General features: G+C 43.2%; 19 protein-coding genes and 3 tRNA genes. 10 read left to right on the top strand and 12 right to left on the bottom strand.

All coding sequences use genetic code 11. The features are described 5' to 3' along the window. Nucleotides 1-141: 141 nt before the first annotated feature. From B2863_RS08800 to B2863_RS08775, 6 genes are all read right to left on the bottom strand, one after another. Nucleotides 142-1,077 carry an AraC family transcriptional regulator gene (locus B2863_RS08800; RefSeq protein ID WP_296209402.1) on the bottom strand — a complete coding sequence of 312 codons (936 nt, stop codon included), beginning with the start codon at nt 1,075-1,077 and terminating at the stop codon, nt 142-144. A 445-nt stretch (nt 1,078-1,522) separates the two neighbouring features. Then, a tRNA-His gene (locus tag B2863_RS08795) sits at nt 1,523-1,598 on the bottom strand. A gap of 41 nt (nt 1,599-1,639) precedes the next feature. Next, nucleotides 1,640-1,716, bottom strand: a tRNA-Arg gene (locus B2863_RS08790). A gap of 105 nt (nt 1,717-1,821) precedes the next feature. Then, nucleotides 1,822-1,898, bottom strand: a tRNA-Pro gene (locus B2863_RS08785). Between the two features lie 219 nt (nt 1,899-2,117). Continuing rightward, nucleotides 2,118-3,665, bottom strand: a complete 1,548-nt coding sequence (locus B2863_RS08780) for an McrC family protein (protein WP_296209399.1) — start codon at nt 3,663-3,665, stop codon at nt 2,118-2,120. An 18-nt stretch (nt 3,666-3,683) separates the two neighbouring features. Continuing rightward, the gene (locus B2863_RS08775; RefSeq protein WP_296209397.1) at nt 3,684-5,201 is read right to left on the bottom strand and encodes an McrB family protein; all 1,518 of its coding nucleotides are present in this window, start codon (nt 5,199-5,201) and stop codon (nt 3,684-3,686) included. Between the two features lie 426 nt (nt 5,202-5,627). Here B2863_RS08775 and B2863_RS08770 point away from each other — a divergent pair, with 426 nt between their 5' ends. Beyond that, nucleotides 5,628-6,353, top strand: a complete 726-nt coding sequence (locus B2863_RS08770; protein ID WP_296209394.1) for a DUF4442 domain-containing protein — start codon at nt 5,628-5,630, stop codon at nt 6,351-6,353. 38 nt (nt 6,354-6,391) lie between these two features. Continuing rightward, nucleotides 6,392-6,865, top strand: coding sequence for a RidA family protein (locus B2863_RS08765; protein ID WP_296209391.1), 474 nt, complete (start codon nt 6,392-6,394; stop codon nt 6,863-6,865). A gap of 111 nt (nt 6,866-6,976) precedes the next feature. On the opposite strand, the gene gspE is transcribed toward B2863_RS08765, so the two are convergent. Further along, complete coding sequence (gene gspE / locus B2863_RS08760) at nt 6,977-8,530, bottom strand: type II secretion system ATPase GspE (protein WP_296209389.1); 1,554 nt, start codon at nt 8,528-8,530, stop codon at nt 6,977-6,979. A gap of 317 nt (nt 8,531-8,847) precedes the next feature. On the opposite strand from gspE, the gene B2863_RS08755 reads away from it, so the two are divergent. Both B2863_RS08755 and B2863_RS08750 read left to right on the top strand, forming a co-directional pair. Next, the gene (locus B2863_RS08755) at nt 8,848-9,669 is read left to right on the top strand and encodes a thiazole synthase (RefSeq protein WP_101205496.1); all 822 of its coding nucleotides are present in this window, start codon (nt 8,848-8,850) and stop codon (nt 9,667-9,669) included. Nucleotides 9,670-9,843: 174 nt separating this feature from the next. Continuing rightward, complete coding sequence (locus B2863_RS08750; RefSeq protein WP_296209387.1) at nt 9,844-11,283, top strand: WS/DGAT/MGAT family O-acyltransferase; 1,440 nt, start codon at nt 9,844-9,846, stop codon at nt 11,281-11,283. Between the two features lie 93 nt (nt 11,284-11,376). Here B2863_RS08750 and B2863_RS08745 read toward each other — a convergent pair whose 3' ends face one another. Further along, nucleotides 11,377-12,204 carry an inositol monophosphatase family protein gene (locus B2863_RS08745; RefSeq protein WP_057758174.1) on the bottom strand — a complete coding sequence of 276 codons (828 nt, stop codon included), beginning with the start codon at nt 12,202-12,204 and terminating at the stop codon, nt 11,377-11,379. A gap of 343 nt (nt 12,205-12,547) precedes the next feature. Continuing rightward, nucleotides 12,548-14,611 carry a 1-deoxy-D-xylulose-5-phosphate synthase gene (gene dxs, locus B2863_RS08740; RefSeq protein ID WP_296209385.1) on the bottom strand — a complete coding sequence of 688 codons (2,064 nt, stop codon included), beginning with the start codon at nt 14,609-14,611 and terminating at the stop codon, nt 12,548-12,550. A gap of 633 nt (nt 14,612-15,244) precedes the next feature. Here dxs and ribA point away from each other — a divergent pair. The 3 genes from ribA to B2863_RS08725 all read left to right on the top strand — a co-directional run bounded on the left by ribA (nt 15,245) and on the right by B2863_RS08725 (nt 17,845). Further along, entirely contained in the window at nt 15,245-15,973 is a 729-nt protein-coding gene (gene ribA / locus B2863_RS08735; protein ID WP_296209381.1) for a GTP cyclohydrolase II, read from the top strand. 7 nt (nt 15,974-15,980) lie between these two features. Beyond that, complete coding sequence (gene hemF / locus B2863_RS08730) at nt 15,981-16,991, top strand: oxygen-dependent coproporphyrinogen oxidase (RefSeq protein ID WP_102078051.1); 1,011 nt, start codon at nt 15,981-15,983, stop codon at nt 16,989-16,991. A gap of 377 nt (nt 16,992-17,368) precedes the next feature. After that, the gene (locus B2863_RS08725; RefSeq protein WP_057758167.1) at nt 17,369-17,845 is read left to right on the top strand and encodes a c-type cytochrome; all 477 of its coding nucleotides are present in this window, start codon (nt 17,369-17,371) and stop codon (nt 17,843-17,845) included. Between the two features lie 129 nt (nt 17,846-17,974). On the opposite strand, the gene B2863_RS08720 is transcribed toward B2863_RS08725, so the two are convergent. From B2863_RS08720 to B2863_RS08710, 3 genes are all read right to left on the bottom strand, one after another. Further along, complete coding sequence (locus tag B2863_RS08720) at nt 17,975-18,952, bottom strand: mechanosensitive ion channel family protein (protein ID WP_296209376.1); 978 nt, start codon at nt 18,950-18,952, stop codon at nt 17,975-17,977. Nucleotides 18,953-19,024: 72 nt separating this feature from the next. Continuing rightward, nucleotides 19,025-19,588: a lactoylglutathione lyase gene (gloA, locus tag B2863_RS08715; protein WP_296209373.1), complete on the bottom strand. Its 564-nt coding sequence runs from the start codon at nt 19,586-19,588 to the stop codon at nt 19,025-19,027. Nucleotides 19,589-19,774: 186 nt separating this feature from the next. Beyond that, nucleotides 19,775-20,413 carry a carbonic anhydrase gene (locus tag B2863_RS08710; protein WP_057758161.1) on the bottom strand — a complete coding sequence of 213 codons (639 nt, stop codon included), beginning with the start codon at nt 20,411-20,413 and terminating at the stop codon, nt 19,775-19,777. 390 nt (nt 20,414-20,803) lie between these two features. Here B2863_RS08710 and potA point away from each other — a divergent pair, with 390 nt between their 5' ends. The 3 genes from potA to potC are packed head-to-tail and all read left to right on the top strand — an operon-like array spanning nt 20,804 to nt 23,729. Beyond that, nucleotides 20,804-22,045: a spermidine/putrescine ABC transporter ATP-binding protein PotA gene (gene potA / locus B2863_RS08705; RefSeq protein ID WP_296209371.1), complete on the top strand. Its 1,242-nt coding sequence runs from the start codon at nt 20,804-20,806 to the stop codon at nt 22,043-22,045. Beyond that, nucleotides 22,045-22,923 carry a spermidine/putrescine ABC transporter permease PotB gene (potB, locus tag B2863_RS08700; RefSeq protein ID WP_296209368.1) on the top strand — a complete coding sequence of 293 codons (879 nt, stop codon included), beginning with the start codon at nt 22,045-22,047 and terminating at the stop codon, nt 22,921-22,923. Before potA ends, potB begins: the two co-directional genes overlap by 1 nt. Continuing rightward, a complete protein-coding gene (potC, locus tag B2863_RS08695) occupies nt 22,923-23,729 on the top strand; it encodes a spermidine/putrescine ABC transporter permease PotC (protein WP_296209365.1) in 807 nt (268 codons plus the stop codon). The genes potB and potC overlap by 1 nt, the downstream gene beginning before the upstream one ends. Nucleotides 23,730-23,753: the final 24 nt, after the last annotated feature.

Below are 23,753 nucleotides of genomic sequence, written 5' to 3'. Positions count from 1 at the left end.
AGATCTTATAGATATGAGTGACTCAACGTTTATAAACAATATATATTCACAAATTAAAAAAAAGCGCCAAGGACATATAAATGACCTTAGCGCTTATCGTCGAGATTCTATTTAAATAACTTAAATAAACAGCAACTAGAACTATGCAAGATTGTTCTGTCGATACTGCTGACGGTATGCTTTTGGCGAAACACCATACACACGTTTAAATGCCTGACTAAAAGTTGAATCTGAGGCGTAGCCCACCATCTCGCTGATACGGCTAATACTGTTTTGCTGTAAGCGTAAATAGCGAGCCGCCAATCGTAAGCGGTAATCGATCAGATAAGTCAGTGGCGGCATGCCAACAGTGTCTTTGAAACGCTGTGCAAAGCTGGAACGCGACATCCCTGCCACTTCGGCAAGCTGATGAATGGTCCAGCTCTCACCCGGTGCCCCATGCATTGCGGCTAGCGCCTTAGTCAAAAATGGATCCTTCATGGCTTTGAGCCAGTTTTCTGTGGCTTCAGGCAAGCTTTCAATATAGACGCGCAAACACTCAATCATCATGATGCTTGCCCAATGATTGATTACAGCCGTTTTGCCCATACGCTCACGCTCAGCTTCTAGTGTTAGCAGCTTTATCTCTACATCAATCACTTCAAACCGTCCGTCAGCAGCATCATTGAGCTCTGGCAATATCGGTGGCAGTACTGACAACAGAGGATTAATCATCTCTTTGTCGTATTTGCATTCGATCAGTATCAAAGAAGAATTGGGGTCGCCATCGCCATCGATATCAAGTGTACGCTCGGTGCAATTACTCAATAGTTCATCAAGCGACTCGGCAACATCGCCATGGTGATTGAGTGCGTAACTCACATGCTTGTGCGCATTCGGAATCATGATCATGTCGCCAGCGCGAGCTTCTCGTAGACCATTACCAACATCGATGCAAAAACCGCCAGACATTACTAAGTAAAATAAAATGGTGTCTTTTCTAGTAATAGAATAAGACCAATTGCCAGTGCCATTTAGACGATAATACTTAGTCTCAAATAAATGCACGTTTTGCAGCAATACACTTAGTGCGTCCATCAATCAATTCCTCAATAATGCAGATTAATAACGATTCATCTTAAAAAAATAATAGTATTCTTAATAACGATTTCTGTCAGTTTCCTCTATGCCAATACTTGCTCCAATAAATAATTTTTATTAAATACAATGGATGTGAAAACACTTAAGCATAATGCATCATTTAAAACGTCATGTCTATTTACTTATTAGAATTACTAAACAATAATAGAGGAGACACAGTCACGCTAGGCCTTAAGGAAAACCTACAGGAAGTATTGATAAAAATTTGGGGGATTATCTAGTATTGAAGATGCTATCAAATTCTATCTGTTTAATCTTATAAAGGTAATATAGAGATAAAATCGAATAGGCATAAAAAAATCGCCATCAAGGGCGAGTGCTATTACTGATATATTTTTAGATTAAGATATGATTTGTATGTAGATACATAGAGAATAAAATATGGGGCGACTGATGGGACTCGAACCCACGACAACCGAGATCACAACCCGGGGCTCTACCAACTGAGCTACAACCGCCATAACTATTGCCAAAGAATAGGCAAGATTTGCAGGCTAAATGGTGCGCCTGGCAGGATTCGAACCTGCGGCCACCTCCTTAGAAGGGAGATGCTCTATCCAGCTGAGCTACAGGCGCTCTTAGAGGACTTTTATATACTAAGCTTACTTTGCGATATATTTTACTATATCAGAAACTAAACCGTTATACATAAAAAAAAGCCTGTAAGGCTCTTAAAATAGATGGTCGGAGTGATAGGATTCGAACCTACGACCCTCTGGTCCCAAACCAGATGCGCTACCAAACTGCGCCACACTCCGAAATTCTCTATTATCACGATATTTTGTTAATCAACTCGTTGTTGGCAATGCCGCTAACTTGTTAATGTTCCTCGCTATCGAGGTGCACATATTAAGGGGTAAAGGCGATTGTGTCAACACCTATTTTCGATTAATTTCAAATAATCGCTAATTTTTTTCAAATTACGTCAATTTTGCCAAAATAGTGACAGTAAGACCCTTTTCTTATTTACCTATCAGTCAGTCATTCGCGTTGTCATTATTGACCGTATTACATTTCTCCAGATGTGGCAGTACTTCACCGTTGAGTGTACCTGTCAAAACATCAAACGGCATTAACCATAAATGGGCATCAATTGATTCATTGTTTTTAATATCATCGCTACTGCTATCATTACTACCATAATGAGTTTGCTGCTTGAGCGCTACTGGCTGCCTATCACTACCTAGCACCGGATAAACCAACCAGACCTGCCCCGCCAAGTAAGCTTGTGCATAGCTGGTCAATTGATAAGCGTCGCTCGCACTAATTGCAGCGGCATGTGGTAAGTACTTCCACTTAATATCGATGACATGACTGTAGTGACCTTTGGTTTTGTTTTTGGCTTTAGTTTGATGAGATGCTATATCGTTCTGATTTTGACAATCGTCAGAGACGGTTTTAAATATCAGCAAATCAGGCCGTATAGATAAGCATGCTAGTCCTTCAGCATCGTTAAGCCAGACACTTTGGGTCTGATAAAAAGGACGGTAACTACTACTAATCTGTTGAAACATCGATGCAATACGCTGACTTGCCCATTGCTCAAAAGCTTGATTCATATCAATCAATAAACACAACCTTAGCTGAGAGCAATTTTGTCTACTTGGATCAATACCGTTACCTGTCGCAGCTGTCGTCTGTTTCAATAACCAGTATGCCAAGTCTACTAACTGCTGCGCGTTGTGCAATTTTTGCTTTTGGAGTGGCTGAACGTCTAGTTGACGCTTTACTTGAGCATATATTAACGCTATCTGCTGCATTTCGCGGTTGTTTAGCGTAGGCACTTGCTGCCATGGCTGCAACAGTTTTGAAGAAATAAACTGGGGCAATAAAGGCATCAAGTAAACCAATGCTCTTTTAATCAGCCGATTGGCCAACATGTTGTGACTGAATACGCTACTTTCACAGATGAACTTATGCGGTTGCATACTATTGTGACGCAGTTGCTCTTTGATGAGCAGTCGACCTTGCAGGGATGCCTGATTTTCAATCTGAGCCTGATAATGCTTGGTTGGTTGATAATCCATTAAACGCTGCAAAAATTGCTCAATCAACCAGTCTGATATAGGCAATACTTTTAACGGTAAAGAATTGGACTGGGAACTAAACTGACCGAAGTTTTTCATATCGGGTAGCTTACGATTGTTATGCGCATCAAGATGAATCAAATCCGATAGCATACCCTGTATCCAATGACGAGTCTGGACGATATCGCTAGGCTGAGTGGACTGATTGAGCTTTGGTAATATCTCAAGCGTCATGCTACTGGGTAGCAGAATAATTCCAATATAGTGTCCAACCTTAAGCTGCCACTGTCCTTGCTTACGCTTGATAGTAAATACTGCAAACTCTTGTGCCATTAGCCAGTCGAAGTCAGACGCGTGCAAAAAATCATGCATGGACAAGCGTTGATGCTCAAACACGGTGATAACATTCATAGTAGCGACACTACTGTTAGGGATACGAGTCTGGCGACTGCTTACCCTAATAGAGTGTTCCTTGGCGTAATATGGATTATTCGTCATCACTGAACAGTCACCCTGCTAGTACAAACGCTGATAGATAGCAGCATGATTAAACTCACCATCTCTAGCAATCAAATCGGCATTGATAGTATAGCTATTCATACTCATAGACTGACCAAGAAAAGAACCTTGCCTTGCAAACATTTGGTGTTCAGCGGAAGCATTATTTTGGCTGCCCATCGGATTATACAAGTCGTCATTCATTAGCGATTGACTGTCCTGTACAAACTGCTTACTCGTCGGTTGCTGCTCATCTCTAAAGATATACTGCAGCACCGTAATTTGACCACCAGCTGCTTGAGCCAATTGAGGAATAATTTGTTCGACGAGCGCCGTTTGTAATTGCTCTAACTGAGTGACGGCGAACAAAAACGCATGCCCCAACTGTGCTTCTATTCCCAGTGTCTGCATGATACGTCTATTCAAGCCTGTTAGTAATTTACTCAAATCTATCGTACCTGCTTCTAAGTCTTCAGACACACCAGCATCAGTGTCATTACTATCATGAATTGTCGATAGTAAATTAGGCTGCGGCGGACAATCCACAAAGCGAAAACGTCGACGTAATGCCATATCAAGTGGCGCTAAAGAATGGTCTTGGGTATTCATAGTGGCATAAATATCGACATTGGCAGGCACGCTAAAAGCACGCCCAGAATACGCCAAACTCACTGTCATCGCATTCGGCTTGCCCGCTCGTTTATCAGGCTCTATCAAACTGAGAAGCTCGCCAAACACCCGTGACACGTTAGCACGGTTAATCTCATCAATCAGCATGGCATAACGCTGCTGAGGGTCACGGGCGGCGCGTTGGCACAGCTTCAGGAATGCTCCATTTTGCACCGCGTAACTCATTTGATTCTGATTAGAAGGGCTATTGTTTACTTGTGCGGCGCCACTCATGACAGGCCGTATACCTTCTACAAACTCTTCATAACCGTAGGCTTGATGGAAGCTCACCATACTAAAACGTTGCTGAGCAATATTTTGATTTTGATGGGCTTGATTGTCACGCTGTGCCTGCTGAAACTCTGCTAATTGCTGCGATAAATCTTCTAGTAGCACCATACTCTCTGGCAATAAATACCATGCTCCACTATTGTCTTTATCAAAATAAGCTTGGCTCGCGCGGTTATCAAAACTGACTGTTTGAGAATTCGTAGGGCTATGTCTACGTAACTCTAACCAAGCTGTACTATCTAGATTTTTATCACGTGCGTTCTGAGCAGCTTTGGTCATAAAAAAAGGATGATCAATAATTTCTCGTACCTTTAACAAATCCTGCTGCTCAGCACGTAGATCTAAAAACACCAGACACAATACTTCGCGCCAGCTTAGACCTTGCAGCAGCTGTTCTAATAAGTCCTCATTTTCAGTCTTGGGTAGATAGTCGGTATATTGCTTCGCGATTTGCAGCAATCTATAGGTTTTACCTGTACCAGCAACGCCCGTATAAATAATATTGGTCGGTTCATGATCAGACATATCAGGCATAACGTTATCCAGCGGCATTGAAAACAGGTTTGAAATAGACATGCTAACATTTTGTCATTATAACGTGGCTGTCTATTGGCATGGTAACTATAGTCAACCCTCTATAAATTAGATGCGGTGTCAGTCTCGCTTAATCTACTATTTGTAGTACTGTTCCTCGGCTTCCTTGTATCCAAATTATATTGAACTGACTATACCAATCACTTAATAATATTAATGCCCAAATGTTGCTGATAGATAAGATGACTAGGCTGCTTTAAGTGGCGATCTAAATTGATGACATAACCTAGCAACATAGCCACGCTACTATAGTTTTGTAAGCGCAGCAGTTCATGCTAATAATAGTAGGAAGGCAATGGTTGATGTACCATAGTATTTGTAGTGACTTTTATAACCTATATTTTTGTCGCTATCATAAAAAGCCATACTAAGAATGTCATTCAACTCATTTACGTTAAGGAATTTTGTATGTCAGGATTATTAAAAAAACTACCCGCCAAGCTGACCAATAAACTGCCAGCCAAAGTATCTGACAGCACAAAATCTTCAGTTGAGAAACCCAGTAGCACGCTAAAACCAATTAGCAATCAATTTACTAAACTGTTATCAGTCACCAAATATCTGCCTGCTGGTGCACGCTCAAGTATTTTATCTAAAGCCTTTGGCAAGGTCGTCCCCTATGTCGGCACAACTGGCATTTATTATGAGACGGTAGAACCAAACCAAGTCGTCGTTAGTTTAAATAACAATAAGGCCGTCCAAAACCATATCGGCTCTATTCATGCAGTCGCCATCACATTACTAGCTGAGACGGCTACGGGGTTTATTTTGGGTTTAAACTTGCCCTCTGATCGCATTCTGCTGATTAAGTCTTACTCGGTAAATTTCCATCGTCCAATCAAAAAAGGTCAAATTGCTGCTATTGCAAGCTTGTCTGATGAACAGCGTTTGGATATCCTAAACACACCAAAAGGTGAGATGATTATCCCTTGTGTCATCAAAGATCGTGAGTCTGATAGTGACCGCGATCCAATTATGGTTGAGATGACGTGGGCATGGATACCAAAAGCGGAACTAGAGGCACGCCGCCAAGGTAAAGCGTCTGAAAAAGTTGCAGAAAATGACACTGAAGCCGATGCACCAATCGAAGAAAACGACGCCTCATCTATTCAAAATAATAGTGCTGATAAGTAGTTAATAAAAATTGATAACAAACCCAATGAGGAAACAGTATGTCGAAACTTAGTACTTGCCTATCTACGCTAGCGCTAGCCACTATGTGCTCATTGGGTTTTGTTCATAGCGCTAATGCCAATACAACGACAGCTGTCAGCGTTGCTAAGTCTGGGCCTACTTTCTTGGGTGATGGCGGTACTTATCCTTTTTCAGAAGCTGTACGCGTGGGCAATACATTGTATATGTCGGGACAAATTGGCTTTAAAGATGGCAAACTGGTCAAAGGCGGTATCAAAGCTGAAACCAAGCAAGTGCTAGATAATATCCATAGCACGTTATTAAAATATGGCTACCGAAGGTCTGATATTGTTAAATGTATGGTCATGCTGACTGATATGGATGACTTTGATGATTTTAATAAGGTCTACAAGGCTGAGATGATAAAGCCTTATCCTGTACGCTCAGCCTTTGGAGTATCAGAACTGGCTGCTGGAGCAAGCGTTGAGATTGAATGTATGGCTGCCAAATAATAGCGGCTGAAAACTCTAAAGCTTCACAATCATAAAAATATTAAAACTAAAATAACTGGCTATTCACGCCAGTTATTTTTTGTCTGTTATACCGATATCGAGTCTGCAAATTTACACCAATATTTTCTCGTCCGTTAAGGCGCTCTCTTTCGTTACACGTAGCACTTCTTCCAATGTCGTACGCCCTTCTATAACTTTACGCAAACCATCTGCACGTATCGACGGTGTTTTCTGGCGAGCATACTCTTCCAGCTCATACTCAGCCGTATTGCTATGAATCATACGGCGCAATGTATCGTCGATTGGCACGACTTCATATATAGCGGTGCGACCTTTAAACCCCGACTGATTACATTTATCGCAGCCAACTGGCTTAGGCAAACGAATCGACTCATTTACTATATCTTTGGTATCACTTTTCAGCATTGACCCAATGCCAATTTCAGTAAATAGCTTGGCTTGCTCAGTATCAGCAGCCTGCCAGCTCTGACAGTGTAAACATAAAGTACGTACCAAACGTTGTGCTACTACGCCAATAAGTGACGACGACAACAGAAACGGCTCAACACCCATGTCCTGTAAGCGAGTAACCGCGCCAGTAGCGGTGTTGGTATGCAGCGTCGATAGTACCAAATGCCCTGTCAAAGACGCCTGCACGGCAATCTCTGCTGTCTCTAAATCACGAATCTCACCAACCATCACCACATCGGGATCTTGACGGAGCATTGCACGCAAACTTTTAGCAAATGTCATGTCTACTTTATTGTTGACCTGCGTCTGCCCGATACCATCAAGCTGAAACTCAATCGGATCTTCAGCAGTCAAGATATTGCGTGTCTGATCATTTAAATCGGTCAATGCAGAATATAGCGTCGTGGTTTTACCCGAGCCAGTCGGCCCTGTCACCAAAATAATGCCGTGTGGACGATGGATTAAGCGCTTTAGCTCAGTGTAGTCACTATCAGAAAGCCCCAAATACGTCATATTCAAACGACCAGCTTGCTTGTCCAATAAACGCATCACCACCCGCTCACCAAAGCTCGATGGCAAAGTCGATACACGCACGTCGACCTCTCGCCCTGCCAGTCTTAAACTGATACGACCATCTTGCGGCACTCGCTTTTCAGCGATATCTAACTTAGCCATTACCTTAATACGCGAAACCAACAATGGAGCCAGTTGACGTTTTGGTGTGATGATTTCTTTTAGCTCACCATCGACTCGGAAACGGACGACCAAACGCTTTTCAAAGGTCTCAATATGAATATCTGAGGCGCTTAAACGGATGGCTTCGGACAACAAGGCGTTGATCAAACGAATAATAGGTGCATCGTCTTGTTGATCCATCAGGTCTTCAGTTTCAGGGACACTATCTGCCAAGCTATCGAGATCAGGATGGTCTTCAAGTCCAGCAGCAATATGCTGAGACTCTCCTGTATTGCCAGCATAAGCTGCGTTCATACGTTTTTCAAAATCGTCCGCGCTAACACTTTCGTAAGTGGGTACACCGCGAATGCCTTGCTGCTGTAAAAACCGTACTGCTTCATTGATCGCTGACAACGGAGTAGCTTTGGTAAGTACCAATGTCGGCGGCAATTCAGGATCTATCGCAAGTATGGCCAAAATCTGATGGCGTTTCGCAAAGCTGTATGGCAATTGCATCATAAAGACGGCCCAATAAGTGAGGAGAAGATAAGAAGTACGCACGCCAAGACAGGGTTGATGCCTTGTCCTTAACAGTTCGAATCAAAAAAGACTGCCAGTAAGGTTGCATGAGTTTGTTATAATAGCATTTTGTTTTAGACGGGTATTATTTTATATGACTGGCGCTTTATACCTATCGCCCAGCACATATTATTACTATCAGAGTTAGCATATCATGCGATTTTTTGCTGACAGCTTACCATTGTCTATTACAACTTTTAGATTGCCCATCATATTTTGTCTGTCCCTTCTCCCGCTCGATATTAGGATTTTCCGTTATGTCAGAGAACGTTAGCACTACTCATCCAACACCACTTTTACAGGATACCTTCACTGTTGGTAGCCGCACCTTTTCTTCGCGTCTGTTAGTCGGTACCGGTAAATATAAAGACATGACAGAGACTGGAGAAGCCATTGCCGCTTCAGCAGCCGAAATCGTGACCGTCGCCATTCGCCGTGTCAATATTGGACAAAATAGTGATGAGCCTAACTTATTAGATGTGATTTCACCTGATAAATATACGATATTACCGAATACTGCTGGCTGCTTTGACGCCGAAACAGCCATTCGCACTTGTAAGCTTGCTCGTGAACTATTAGGTGGGCATAATTTGGTTAAGCTTGAGGTATTGGGGGATGAGAAAACCTTATATCCAAACGTTATGGAAACTTTAAAAGCCGCCAAAGTACTGATTGATGATGGTTTTGAAGTGATGGTTTATACGTCAGATGACCCTATCGTCGCACAAGAATTAGAAAGCATGGGCTGTGTCGCCATTATGCCACTTGGCAGCTTGATTGGGTCTGGGCTTGGTCTACTCAATCGTCATACGCTTAGCTTAATAATCGAAAACGCTAAAGTACCCGTATTGGTTGACGCTGGTGTCGGTACTGCGTCTGATGCTGCACTTGCGATGGAGCTTGGCTGTGATGGTGTACTGATGAACTCAGCCATTGCCAATGCACAAAATCCAGTAATGATGGCACATGCAATGAAACATGCTATGTGGGCAGGTCGCGCTGCGTTTTTGGCAGGTCGTATGCCAATGCGTAAGATGGCTACTGCCAGCTCACCACAGACTGGGTATTTCTTTCAATAAATTGAATTATAGATGACATATCATAATAGAGCGTGTTGAGTATTTACGTATAGCGCTGTCAGTGCTATGGTTTATTGCTTAACACGCTTTATAAAATAATAAAAAATGTTATTTGATTGAATATCTACTTATTATAATTTTCACATAACACTTATCGTCATAAAAGGATTTATTATGCGACTTCTCACAGCAGTCGACCAGTTGTTTCTACTTCTTGAGTCGCGTAAACAGCCCATGCACGTTGGTGGACTGTTTGTATTTGAATTACCAGATAATGCAGATAGCGATTTTGTCTATCAATTGGTAAAACAAATGCAAGAGTCTGATGTGCCGCCTAGCTTTCCTTTTAATCAAGTACTTGAACATTTAGCCTTCTGGAAAAAAGACAAAGACTTTGATGTTGAGCATCATTTGCATCATGTCGCGCTACCAAGTCCTGGACGCGTACGTGAACTATTGATGTACGTCTCAAGAGAACATGGACGTTTATTAGATCGTGCCATGCCTTTGTGGGAATGTCATGTTATCGAAGGTATCCAGCCAGAAGTCGAAGGTGGACCTGAACGTTTTGCATGGTATTTTAAGATTCATCACTCTTTGGTTGATGGCATTGCGGCGATGCGTTTGGTTCAAAAATCCTTATCACAATCGCCAACCGAGCCAGTTACCCTTCCTGTCTGGTCGTTGATGGCACGTCATCGCAACCAAGTAAATGCTATATTGCCTGCCGAACGATCTATCAGAGGCATCATAAAAGAGCAGATATCTACTATCAAACCTGTATTTACAGAACTGCTAGATAATGTGAAAAACTACGGTGATGAAGGGTACGTCGGTACTTTTGACGCCCCAATGAGTATCTTGAATAAACGTATATCAGCCTCACGGCGTATAGCCGCACAGTCTTATGATATAAAACGGTTTAACGATATTGCTGAAAGGCTCAAAATTAGCAGGAACGATGTGGTACTGGCGGTCTGTGCAGGTGCTATTCGCCGTTATCTAATCTCAATGGATGCGCTACCGAGCAAACCGTTGATTGCTTTTGTACCGATGTCACTGCGTACAGATAATAGTATCTCGGGCAACCAGCTGTCATTTGTATTGGCAAACTTGGGTACGCATTTGGACAATCCCCTGCGCAGGATAGAGCTTATCCATCGTAGTATGAATCATGGCAAACGTCGCTTTCGCCGCATGAACCAAGCGCAGGTCATTAACTACAGTATCGCCTCATACGCGTGGCAAGGCATTAATTTGGCGACAGGATTATTCCCTAGAAAGCAGGCATTTAACCTAATTATCTCTAACGTACCCGGTTCTGAAAAACCGCTGTACTGGAATGGTGCACGTCTACAATCGCTGTACCCTGCTTCTATCGTCTTCAATGGTCAAGCGATGAATATCACCTTAGCCAGTTATCTAGATAAGATTGAGTTTGGCATCACCGCTTGTAGCAAGGCATTACCTCGCGTACAAGATATGCTGATGCTGATAGAAGAAGAGTTGCAGCTGCTAGAAACTACCAGTAAGGAGTTAGCATTCAAAGGCATCACTGTTGAAGATAAAGCAGGCAATAAGGGTAATGATAAAACAAAAAAGCTGGCTCCATAACGGAACCAGCTTTTTTTCATTCATACTCAATCTAGACACTAACCACATCTAAATCCTGAAAGCGCTAAACGTTAATACCATTAAGGTTAACGTTTAGATTGCGTCACCCCAGATTGGTACAACTGTTTGCATCAATGGCTTGAGTAATTTCACATTACAAGCGAAGATAGAGCCTGATGTCATAGAGTTGTGCGCGCCAGTATGATCAACCACCACACCGCGTGCTTCAGTTACGATAAGCTCGCCCGCAGCGATGTCCCAAGGCTTGATAGACATCTCAAAATAACCGTCAAAACGACCAGCAGCAACATAGCATAAATCAAGCGCAGCTGAACCCATACGACGTACCTGACCACCTGCCTCAGATATCTTCTGTAAGCTCTCAAAGTGCTGTTTAGCATAAGAGATAACTTCGCCATTGCGCTTACGCTCAAGCGGATGACCGGTCGTAAAGAAACCGCCATCAATGGTTTTGCGCTCGCTCACTTGCATACGGCGATTGTTCAAGCGCGCGCCTTTACCGCGGCTCGCTGAGAACATCTCATCACGAACTGGATCATAGACCACACCGTGCTGAGTAACACCTTTATGCTGTACAGCGATAGATACGCAGAACTGCGGTACACCGTGGACAAAGTTCTTAGTGCCATCTAGTGGATCGATAATCCAGCACCAGTCAGCATCTTCGCCGCGACCTTCTTGCATACCGAACTCTTCACCCAAAAATGAATGATTAGGATAGCTGGCTTTTAGCGTCTCGATAGTGAGCTCTTCGCTAAAGCGATCAATGCGGGTAACCAGACCATCAAGTCCTTTAGACTCAATATCTAACTCGATTTTGTGGCGGTTTTGATGCGCATATAAAATCTCTTTACCAACTTTTTCAGCAGTACGCGCTGCGATGACGACCATGGGTTCCATAAATAACCTATTTGCTTGATGAATGAATATAAAAAATAAGACTAACTCTGTGCCCACAACATGCCAAACAGCCGCCGCATCACACCACATCTATGCGATTAAAAACGTGTCTTTTATAAACGAAAACTTATAAAAGACACCCGCATTATACTAAAATTGTTCGATAAAAACGAAAAAACCGTCACGCTGACCAATCCAGTATTTTGGCGATCATCTAAACTGCGCAAGTTGTAAAAAAGTTAGCACCTGCGGCTAGCAGGCGTTTGCTCTGTTTAAGGAGCTTATATCGGTTTTAATTCATGCTTTTTTAGCGCATTAATTTCTTAAAATAATATTGTAACGCTTACGATAAAAGTATTTTAAGCTGTTTGATCACGCCTTCGATATCTAAACCACAGTCAGCTAACTGCTCTACTTGGGAGCCATGAGCGATAAAACGATCAGGAATACCGATATTAGCAATAGCTGGACGACTTTGCTTAAAGGCTGCCGACCCATTGAGTAAATATTCATTCACTGCACTACCTGCACCGCCCATAATCATGTGCTCTTCCAAGGTCGCGATATGAGTCACCCCTTGCGTCAGTAACGTCTCAAGCATTGCTGTATCTAGCGGTTTTACCCAGCGCATATTGACCACATGTACTTGACACTCTGGCACTGCATCGTTATTTATTAAGCTTTCTGCGGCTTGCTGAGCAGTGGCTACCATCGTACCAAAGGCCAATAAGGCTAGTTTATAAGGTGCATCAGCTTTACCTAATACTGACTCAACAACTGCTTTGCCAACTTTATAAGTTTGGGCTGGTTGCTTAATATCAGCACCTGTGCCTGTACCACGCGGATAACGTACCGCCGTACAGCCTGGATACTCATAGCAAGTATTGAGCAAATGGTAGCATTCGTTCTCATCTTTTGGCGCTGCAATCACCATATTAGGCACACAACGTAAAAATCCAAAATCAAACACGCCAGCATGCGTGGCACCATCTTCACCGACTAGGCCCGCTCGATCTATGGCAAACATCACATCGAGATTCTGTAAGGCCACGTCATGAATCAGCTGATCATATCCACGCTGCAAGAACGTTGAATAAATCGCGACAATAGGTTTGACGCCTTGAGTTGCCATCCCAGCCGCTAGCGTGACCGCGTGTTGCTCAGCGATGGCCACATCAAAGAAACGCTCTGGAAAGTGACGAGCAAAGTCCGTCATCCCTGAGCCTTCTTCCATGGCAGGGGTGACAGCTAGTAGCTTATCGTCTTCGGCCGCTTTATCACACAAAAACTGGCCAAACACTTGCGAGTACTTTAACGCCGGCTTATCTTTTGAAGCCTTTGCTATTGAAGTATTAGCTGCGTTGGTTTTTGCTTCGTTATCTTCGACAGGCAACTTACTAATTGCGTGATAACCCACTGGATCCAATTCTGCGGGTGCAAACCCTTTACCCTTAGTGGTATAAATATGCACCAATACGGGACCTGATACTTGCTTTGCCAATGACAATACACGCAATAGCTCAGGAATATTATGTCCATCAAATGGACCAAAATAGGTAAAACCAATCGCTTTGAATAAGTTGTCTTCTAGCTGCGGAACATCGCGCATCTCTTTATGACGTTTGCGGCGATCGAACGCCTGCATATCAGGACGGTGGCAGAGTACTGGCTCACCTGACTCAGAGATATCAACTTGATAACCTGATTCCCAAAGCATGGCTAAATGTCGTGAAAATCCGCCAATAGAGCAAGATATCGACATATCATTATCGTTTAGAATGACCAACAAATCAGCATCTTGCTGTACTGCGTCATTCATGGCCTCAAATGCCATACCACCTGTCATCGCACCATCACCAATGATGCAAGCAACCGTTTGCTCGCGGCCCTGATAGCGCAGTGCGAGACTCATACCCAGACCAGCTGAAATAGAGGTCGATGAATGCCCAACGCCAAATGTATCGTAGACAGATTCTGCGCGCTCAGGAAATGCTGTCAAACCGTCTTTAGATCTGATAGTACCTAGCTGCTCACGGCGACCTGTCAGTACTTTATGAGCATAGGCTTGATGACCTACATCCCAGACAATTTGGTCTTGCGGCGTCTCTAACAAATAATGCAATACTATGGTCAGCTCAACCACGCCCAAATTGGCACCAAAATGCCCACCGCTTTGACCAGCTGAATACAATAGAAAAAGGCGCAATTCATCAGCCAACGTAATAAGCTTGGCAGCCGAAAGCGTGCTGAGGTCAGTGGGTGTATCAATTGCATCAAGCAATGGCGTATGAGGACGCACACGTGGAATCACAGTATAGGTCTGCTGTAAGCTCGATAGCTGAGCAGCAGAATCCAGCACTGATGTAGATAGGGACTGAGACTTTGGAGAATGAGGTGACTGCTGCATAAACCGTACGATACCTACCAATCTGCTGACAAGACGTGTCTTTAAAATATAGCGATGACTATAATCAAAAGACGTCAATAATACCTACATCATTATTGATGTAATCGACCATATAATTATTCATGCAACTTTCGTATTTGTATAGCTGCGCTACTTACGACAGTACACACGCTAGCTCAATAGACTGCGCGTCAATACCAACGTTTTGATATCAAAATATTGATGCTTTCATACTATTGACAACTGAGGGGTGACATTATGCCCTATTATTTTGCATCAATAGCGGATGTTAGTGACGACATAGTAATGTAAGGGTAAAGACTTGTCACTGTATCCGTCAAAATAGTATGGCATAATAGCATTTTTTTTTAATTGTCGCTTTAATCATCGTGCGTCGTCTGTGAACTTTGTGTGTTTTTATAAAAAATACAATGAGCACGTTGTCTTTATGAACAGGTTATACTGGTATCATCTTAATTTTAGCAGTAAAGTTTAGGTGACATGCTCATCTCAACTAATAGTTATTTCGAAAACAGTAGTTATCTCGAACAGTAACCGGCTCTAACAGCGCTCATCTCGAACAGCAACAACATACTTTTCACCGCCACGACTTTAGGCTTATGTAGGACAGCAATGTCATATCAATTTATCACTAGTGCCAAATTACCCACTCGTCACGGCGAGTTTGATATTCATATCTTTGAAAATAGCGAAGGTCAAGAGCATGTCATGCTGACCGTTGGTCTAGCTGTGGTCGATCAACAGACAGATGATGTGGCTATTCAACACTCAAACGACAAGATATTGAGCCAAAAAGATGAATCAGTATCGAAGCAAGTACCGCTCATTCGCATTCATTCTGAATGCCTAACAGGCGACGCGTTTAGCTCATTGAAATGTGACTGCGGTCCGCAGCTCAATACTGCCATGCAAGCCATCCAAGAGTCGGGTTGCGGTGCGATTTTGTATTTGCGTCAAGAAGGTCGCGGTATTGGTTTGACCAATAAGATTCGTGCGTATGCCCTTCAAGATCAAGGACATGATACGCTAGATGCTAATCTCATGTTAGGCTTGCCTGCCGATGCGCGTATCTATGATATGTGTGGTCCGATGCTTGCCCATGTCGGTGTTGACGCTGTCAGGCTCATCACCAACAATCCAAACAAAGTCGCTTATCTGACTGAGCATGGTATTGATGTTGTCGAACGGGTGCCATTGTTGGTCGGTGTCAATGATATGAATGCTGAATATCTAGCAACCAAACGTGATCGCATGGGCCACTTGTTTGATAAAAATATCAATCTTGATATAGACGCTTCTCTCGATACAGACCTTAATACCGCCATACACCTGAATAAATAGATATCTTATGAGTATTACAAATACAAATAACGAAACAGACTTATCAACGGTAGCGTCCGTGACGACGCCAACCAATAACGACATCATGCGAGTGCGTGAGTTTTTGGTTGATTTACAAGCACGTATCTGTGAATCGCTAGAAGCACAAGAGCGTGACGGCAGCACTAACGACAACGAATATGCGACCTTTGTACCTGATGACTGGGAACGTCCTGAAGGCGGCGGCGGTCGATCGTGTGTATTGGCAGATGGCGAGGTCATCGAAAAAGCGGGCGTCATGTTCAGCCATATTCATGTACACAACCTACCTGCCTCTGCGACCGCGCGTCACCCTAATATCGCTGGGCGTAAAGCCCAAGCAATGGGCGTGTCTCTGGTTGTCCATCCCAGAAATCCAAACGTGCCTACGAGCCATGCCAATGTGCGTTTATTCGTAGCGGAAGCGGAAGGTGAAGCACCTATTTGGTGGTTTGGCGGTGGTTTTGACTTAACGCCATTCTATCCAGTACTCGCTGATTGTGTACACTGGCATCAAGTCTGTCATGATCTATGTGCGCCTTTTGGGGACAATATCTACGCTGATTTCAAACAGTGGTGTGATGAGTATTTCCATCTGCGCCATCGTGATGAGCAGCGCGGTATTGGTGGTCTGTTTTATGATGACGTCAGTACTGAGAGTCGCGGCTGGGACTTTGAGACTTGCTTTAATTTTATGAAAGCCGTGGGCAACGGTTATCTTGACGGTATCATGCCGATTTTTGAACAGCGTAAAAATACGCCTTATACTGAAGCGCAGCGCGAGTTCCAGCTCTATCGCCGTGGCCGCTACGTCGAGTACAATCTGGTCTACGATCGTGGCACCCTATTTGGACTACAGAGTAACGGACGTATCGAATCCATCCTAGTCAGTATGCCACCGCTTGCCAGCTGGCATTATCGCTTTGAGCCTGCTGAAGGAACGCCTGAATTTGAGTTGACCGATTATTATCTAAAACCGCGTGATTGGTTAGCACTATAAGTTTCGTAAATATCACGGCATTCATATTTTTGGCAAATATTAAAAAGGTCAGCTACTATTCGCTGGCCTTTTTTATTGTCAGTACTATCCAAACGAGCTACTCTCACGTCGTTATCGTACAGAAATATGTTGTTTAACTACCATAAAATCACTGCAACCAACCATAACCAAGTTAAGTTATGCTTATCTAAAATATTACGAGGATATAACAACTATATAATTCCCATCGCCCAGATAACCGTTACAATAGAAGACATTCTTTATTAGCAACTGTGCTCAGAAGAATTTTAGGCAGTATTTTGTATAACTATATTTTACGACGAAGCGAGCGTTTGTAATCGCGCTTACTATTAGCCAAGTTTAAAGGAGTAAGTCATATGGCACAGGTTCATACCAACAAATCTTTCAAATCTCTGTTTAGCGTTACCTTGATGGCGGCTGCACTGGGTCTAACGGCCTGTAGCACTTCAACAGGATCTAACCCTGACGTGCAAGCGCGTCAAGACACCATGAAAAACTGGGGCGATGCAATGGGCGTCATGGGTGATATGGCAAAAGCACCTGATACATTTGATGCCGATGTATTTAAAGAGCAAGCGGCGTTCTTGGCAGAAGATGCCGCCAAGCCTTGGAGTCATTTTGAAGACCCTGAAGCGGTAGGTAATGCTACCGAAGCGGTTTGGTCTAATGCTGATGGCTTCAGTGCTGAAGCTGAAAACTTTCAAAAAGTCACTGCTGAGCTAAATGCTGCCGCCCAAAACGCCACTAGCATGGACGATGTTAAACCTGCCTTTGGACAAGTTGGTGCAAGCTGTAAATCATGCCATACCGACTTTAGAGCAAAAGACGAATAAAGCTTTTATATTTATAGCAAGTAGACACGTATAAAAAACCGCCATATCAATTGATGTGGCGGTTTTTTAGTTTTTTAAATATTGTGGAAATCAAAGTTTTAACACTAAATGAATATTTCACCGAGCGCGCTACTCTGCCACTGTTTTATTCACGTCCATAACGTCTTGCTGCTCGTTCATTTTATTAACGATTGCACTTACTGAAGGGTCACTCAAATCGATCGTACGTATTGGGAATGGAATGTTTACGCCCGCTGCATCCAACGAGTTTTTGATACCTACAATTACTTGATGAATCGAGGCAACCTTATTGGCTTGCGTACCATCTTCGATAAACCAGCGTACCATTAGATCAATGGACGAACCACCAAAACCAGTAGCAATCACGCTTGGCGTTGCTTTCTTCGAGACGCTTTCTATCTTATCTAATGCTTTTATAATCTCAGCTTTGGCCGCTTCAATATCATCTTCATAACCAATACCAACTGCGACTTGCAGACGGCGCTGCTTGTAAGCGGTATTGACGGTCAATGCTGAAGTATAAAGATCTGAATTTGGAATCACCACTTGCCTGCCATCATAAGTTCTGATGGTGGTTGCACGGATTTTAATATCTTCGACTGTTCCTTCATAGTCGCCTGAAACAATCTGATCACCGATACGAAACGGCTCTGAAATTAGTAGCAAGATACCAGAGAGTAAGTTTTGGAAGATATCCTTAAAAGCAAAACCGATAGCCACAGAACCGATACCGAGCGCGCCAATCAGCTTAGCAGGGGTGAACCCTGGTACCGCAATAACCATCGCTATCATAAAACCAATAAAGAAAATAAGCGCCCCGCCTACCCGTTGAAACACTTTGACCAAGTTCTGATGCCGACTACGACTGCCTAATAATTTGTGAACGATTTTTTTGAAGACAATCGATAAGAACCAAAAAATTAGGATAACGATAATTGATGCGACAAAGTATGGGATGCGTTCAACAAAACCAACCCATATCTCATTTGCCGAACCAAGAATGCTTTGATACGTTAATCCATCTGTCGTCGTAGACTGCGCAGTTGTCTCAGCACTCAGTGTCGTGTCTGCCTCAGAGGTAGGCATCTGGGTAATACTCCTTTATTCTATTTATTTTTAGCACTGCACCTGTACTAATAGGTGCTGTCATTCTGACAATTAGCCCATCAAATCGGCCTGTACGATTTCGATCCAGTAGCCGTCCACATCTTTGATAAAGGCAATGTTTTTCATGCTGCCATCTTCTGGACGTTTTTTGAATTCGACGTTGTTTTTATCAAACCAAGCAACTGCTTCATCCAAGCTTGGAACACTAAAACAAATATGACCAAAGCCTTGTGGATCTTGATTGCCATCATGATAGCTAAAATCAGCTTTTGTCTCGGTGCCGTAGTTATGCGTCAACTCCAAGATGCCACGTTGACGGAAAGCAAAGATTTCTAAGTCATCGCCAGTTGGCAAGTTTTCGCGCTCGCTCTCGGTCAACTTAGCCAAGAAATATAAATCGAATTCCATGTCAGGGAATTTCTTAACGGCAAGCAATGTCATGCCCAAGACACCAGTGTAAAACGCTAGCGATTTAACAGGATCTTTGACACGCAGCATGGTGTGGTTAAAAGTAAAACCGGTCGTCTGTGATGAGATTGGCTGAACACCATTAGTACTGACGCTGCTAGCAGGCTGGTCTATTGCGTCGTTATTGTTGTTAGATGAAGTAGACATAATTATCCTAATATAATTCAAAAAATAAAGGCAAAAACACGCAAATCACGATTGTCGTAATTTGCGTCGTTCTCTTATCATAATAAAAAATGGCAAAATAACTGATAGGGTTTTGTAAGAATATGAACAAGGTATGTTCGTCTTTATGCCCTAACTAGCTAGTTATCTGAATCTACCTAAGACTGATTAGCTATCTAAAAAACGCACTTTTCCTGTCTCGAGATCATACTCAGCACCGACTACCAGTAGCTGACCACTATTGGTTAAGTCCTCTAATGCACGTGAGCCATGTTTTAGCTGACTGACTGACATACGTACGTTAGCGCGGATAGAGCGATCGACCAGCTCGTCTGCATCGACGTCTTGACCATTGGCAGTTGCTAATTCGTGCAAGTTATAAACGCTTGGGCGAATACGATCAACAATAGATTGCAAGTTAGGTGAATAATTCTGCTCAGGGTTAATCAATGTCTCAACGCAAGCCGTGACAGCGCCGCATTTTGAATGTCCAAGTACCACTACCAATTGCGTACCAAAGGCTTCGGCTGCAAACTCGATTGAACCAATCTGCGATGGTGCAACGACGTTACCCGCAACTCGTATAACAAACAAATCTCCCAAACCTTGATCAAAAACAATCTCAACTGGTACTCGTGCATCTGAGCAACCCAAAATAATGGCCAATGGATTTTGATCCTTGACCAACTCTGGACGGCGCTGCATATACTCATCGGTACTGGTGAGGCTATCAACGTAGCGTGCATTACCTGCTTTTAAAAGCTCAAGCGCTTCTTGACCTGTGGTTGGACGTATATCGGTAGGCATGAGAGATCCTTTATCATCAATAATATTAGAGTTATAAGCTGTTTTGCATACATATATTCAAGCACAGATTGGCTAATTATCGCCAAACTATCAGGCTAATCATGTTTGTCAACCATAACGTGATTGTATAGGAATAAAAACCAAAAAACGGTAAAAAAATTTGTCTAAATATCGCTAGGTGAATGTAGTCACATCTAAAAATACAGCTGTATATATCGCTGCTACGATAGTATGACTCGCGTAACTTATAACGAACTTGCACTGAATTATATCAAGGGTTTGTTATAATACGCAGCACTCAGCCAGCATTCAGACCGCGCTTACGCTCATGCCAATCCCTATAATGACAGCCAGCTGCATATAGCTATTGGACGCTTAGGAACAGATATTATGACCGATTTATCTCAAAATACGCATAACACCTCTGCGTCACCTCATGATGATCAGGTGCTGCTACAACTGACTGGTCTAAAAAAAACCTATGATCAAACTGAAGTCCTAAAAGACATCAACCTTGATATCAAGCATGGTGAGTTTCTGACGTTACTTGGTCCATCAGGCTGTGGTAAGACGACATTATTACGCTTGATTGCAGGCTTTGAGCAGCCGAACGCTGGGGCGATATATTTGGATGGCGTACAGATGGCAGGCTTGTCCGCTGATAAACGTCCAGTGAATACCGTATTTCAGCAGTATGCGTTGTTTCCTCATATGAGCGTCGCCCAAAACGTAGCATATGGCCTAAAGCTGAAAAAAGTTCCAAAAGATGAAATCCAAAGACGCGTCAGTGAGATGCTAGCGATGGTACAGCTAGAGCATTTGGCCAACCGTAAGCCGCAAGATTTGTCTGGTGGTCAGCAGCAGCGAGTTGCGATTGCACGCGCGGTGATTAACCGTCCTAAATTACTATTGCTTGATGAACCGTTATCCGCGCTCGATCATAAACTACGCCTGCAAATGCAATCTGAGCTAAAACGTCTGCAACGTGAGCTAGGTATTACCTTCGTTTTCGTGACTCATGACCAAGAAGAAGCGCTGTCGATGTCAGACCGTATTGCGGTGATGAAAGACGGTACGTTCCAGCAAATCGGTACGCCTATCGAAATTTATGAAACCCCTGCCAATTTATTTACTGCTAAATTCATCGGCGAGACTAATTTATTTAGAGCTGAAGTCAAAGGGGTTTATCCAGACCAGCCAGATCGCGATGGCAAAGTGACCAACGGACGTATCGAGGTCGAAGTCTGTGAAGCACAGGCACAAGAAGGGCCAACCACCTTACGCAACTTACGTCGTCCCAATTTTGCCAATGACGTACAAGTGGGCGATATCGTCAATTTACTACTTCGCCCCGAAGACTTACGAATATATGATCCAAAAGACAATGAACATAGTGGACTGTTGGGCCGTGTCATCGAGAGTAACTATAAAGGTAGCACCTTAGACTCGATTATCGAACTGGCAAATGGTCATATCATTAAAGCCTCTGAATTTTTTGATGAGGATGATCCGAGCTTTGATTACAAACTAAATGAAGGCGTCAAAGTCTCATGGGTAGATGGCTGGGAATGGGTATTGCCAGAAGATCCTGACACTATGAAAAACACGACTGTACAAAAGGATGGTAGCTGATGGCCCGCAACCACTTAGGCAGTAAAAGTTCATTTCGTACCGCTACGCTTTGGCTAATTTGGGGTTGGCTACTGATATTTGCACTATTACCAAATACCCTAGTCATCGCTGTCAGTTTTTTAACCCGTGATAGCAGTGCCTTTATCAGCTTGCCTGTCAGTATCGACAGTTATGTGCGGATGATTGACCCCTTATATTTTGAGGTATTTGTCCACTCATTATGGATGGCAGGTATCACAACGGTTATCTGCTTGCTGCTGGGCTACCCTTTTGCATGGCTGATTTCCAAAGCAAAAGTGCGCTGGCAGCCGCTGCTGATGCTACTACTGATACTGCCCTTTTGGACCAACTCTTTGGTACGGACGTATGCGCTCAAATTACTATTTGCCAATAATGGTTTGATTAATAAATTACTATTAGCCATCGGTGTAATCGATACGCCAATCGATATTTTATATACCCAAGGCGCAGTGATAGCTGGTCTGACGTATTTACTATTTCCATTTATGGTCCTACCACTATATGCCGTATTTACTGACTTACGCAATGACATGCTACTGGCCTCGCAGGATTTGGGTGCCACTAAAACACAGACCTTTTGGCATGTAGTACTGCCATTAACGACACCGGGGATTATTTCTGGTGTACTGCTTGTGCTATTGCCTGCAATGGGCATGTTTTATGTGGCGGATATCTTGGGTGGTTCTCGTAACTTATTGGTTGGTAATATCATCAAAAACCAATTTTTGGATGCGCGTGATTGGCCCTTTGGCGCAGCAGCTAGCGTATTGTTGACATTGGCTATGGCAGTATTATTACTTGCTTACCGTGCCAGTAGCCGCCGCATTGGCAAGACTGACTTTAACGAGGTGGCCTAATGTCTTACAGCTCACCGAACAACAAAACTCGTCCGCTTAAGATTGGTCATATCGCTGCCAAAGGCTATCTCGGACTGATTTATGTCTTGTTGTATCTGCCCATCATTGTCTTGGTGGTGATGTCCTTTAACAAATCAAAAATTGGCTATAACTGGGGCGGTTTTAGCTTAAAGTGGTACGAATCACTATTCAATAACCAAGCGATGCTCGATGCATTTTGGCATTCTATTGTCTTGGGATTGGTGGCGGCCACTGTCTCGACTTTGATAGGCACACTCACTGCCCTAGCCTTACATCGTTATAATTTTCGTGGTAAAGGCTTATTAAATGGACTGCTATTTGTCCTGATGATGTCGCCTGAGATTGTACTCGCTATCTCATTGCTAGCATTGTTCTTACTGATTGGTTTGCAACTAGGCTTTGTCTCATTGCTATTGGCGCACATTACTTTTTGCCTACCTTTTGTTGTGATTACTGTCTTTGCACGTTTGAGTAGTTTAGATGAGCGTCTAATGGAAGCGGCACGTGATTTGGGTGCTAACGAATCAACCATGGTGCGTACAGTATTGATTCCTGTTATCTTGCCAGCCGTCATGGCAGGTTGGTTGCTGGCATTTACCTTATCGCTAGATGATGTGGTAGTGTCGACCTTTGTCACAGGACCTAGCTATGAGATTTTACCGCTGCGCATTTATTCTATGGTGCGCGTAGGACTCAAACCAGAAGTCAACGCCATTGGTACGTTATTACTGTTTGCTTCGCTAGTATTGATCGTTATCTCACAGTTACTGTTACGCAAGCGCTAGATGTTAATTGCTAACTAATTGCTT

The sequence above is a fragment of the Psychrobacter sp. UBA3480 genome (assembly GCF_002377945.1).
Taxonomy (GTDB): Bacteria; Pseudomonadota; Gammaproteobacteria; order Pseudomonadales; family Moraxellaceae; genus Psychrobacter.
This window is presented reverse-complemented; position numbering and strand designations above follow the sequence as displayed.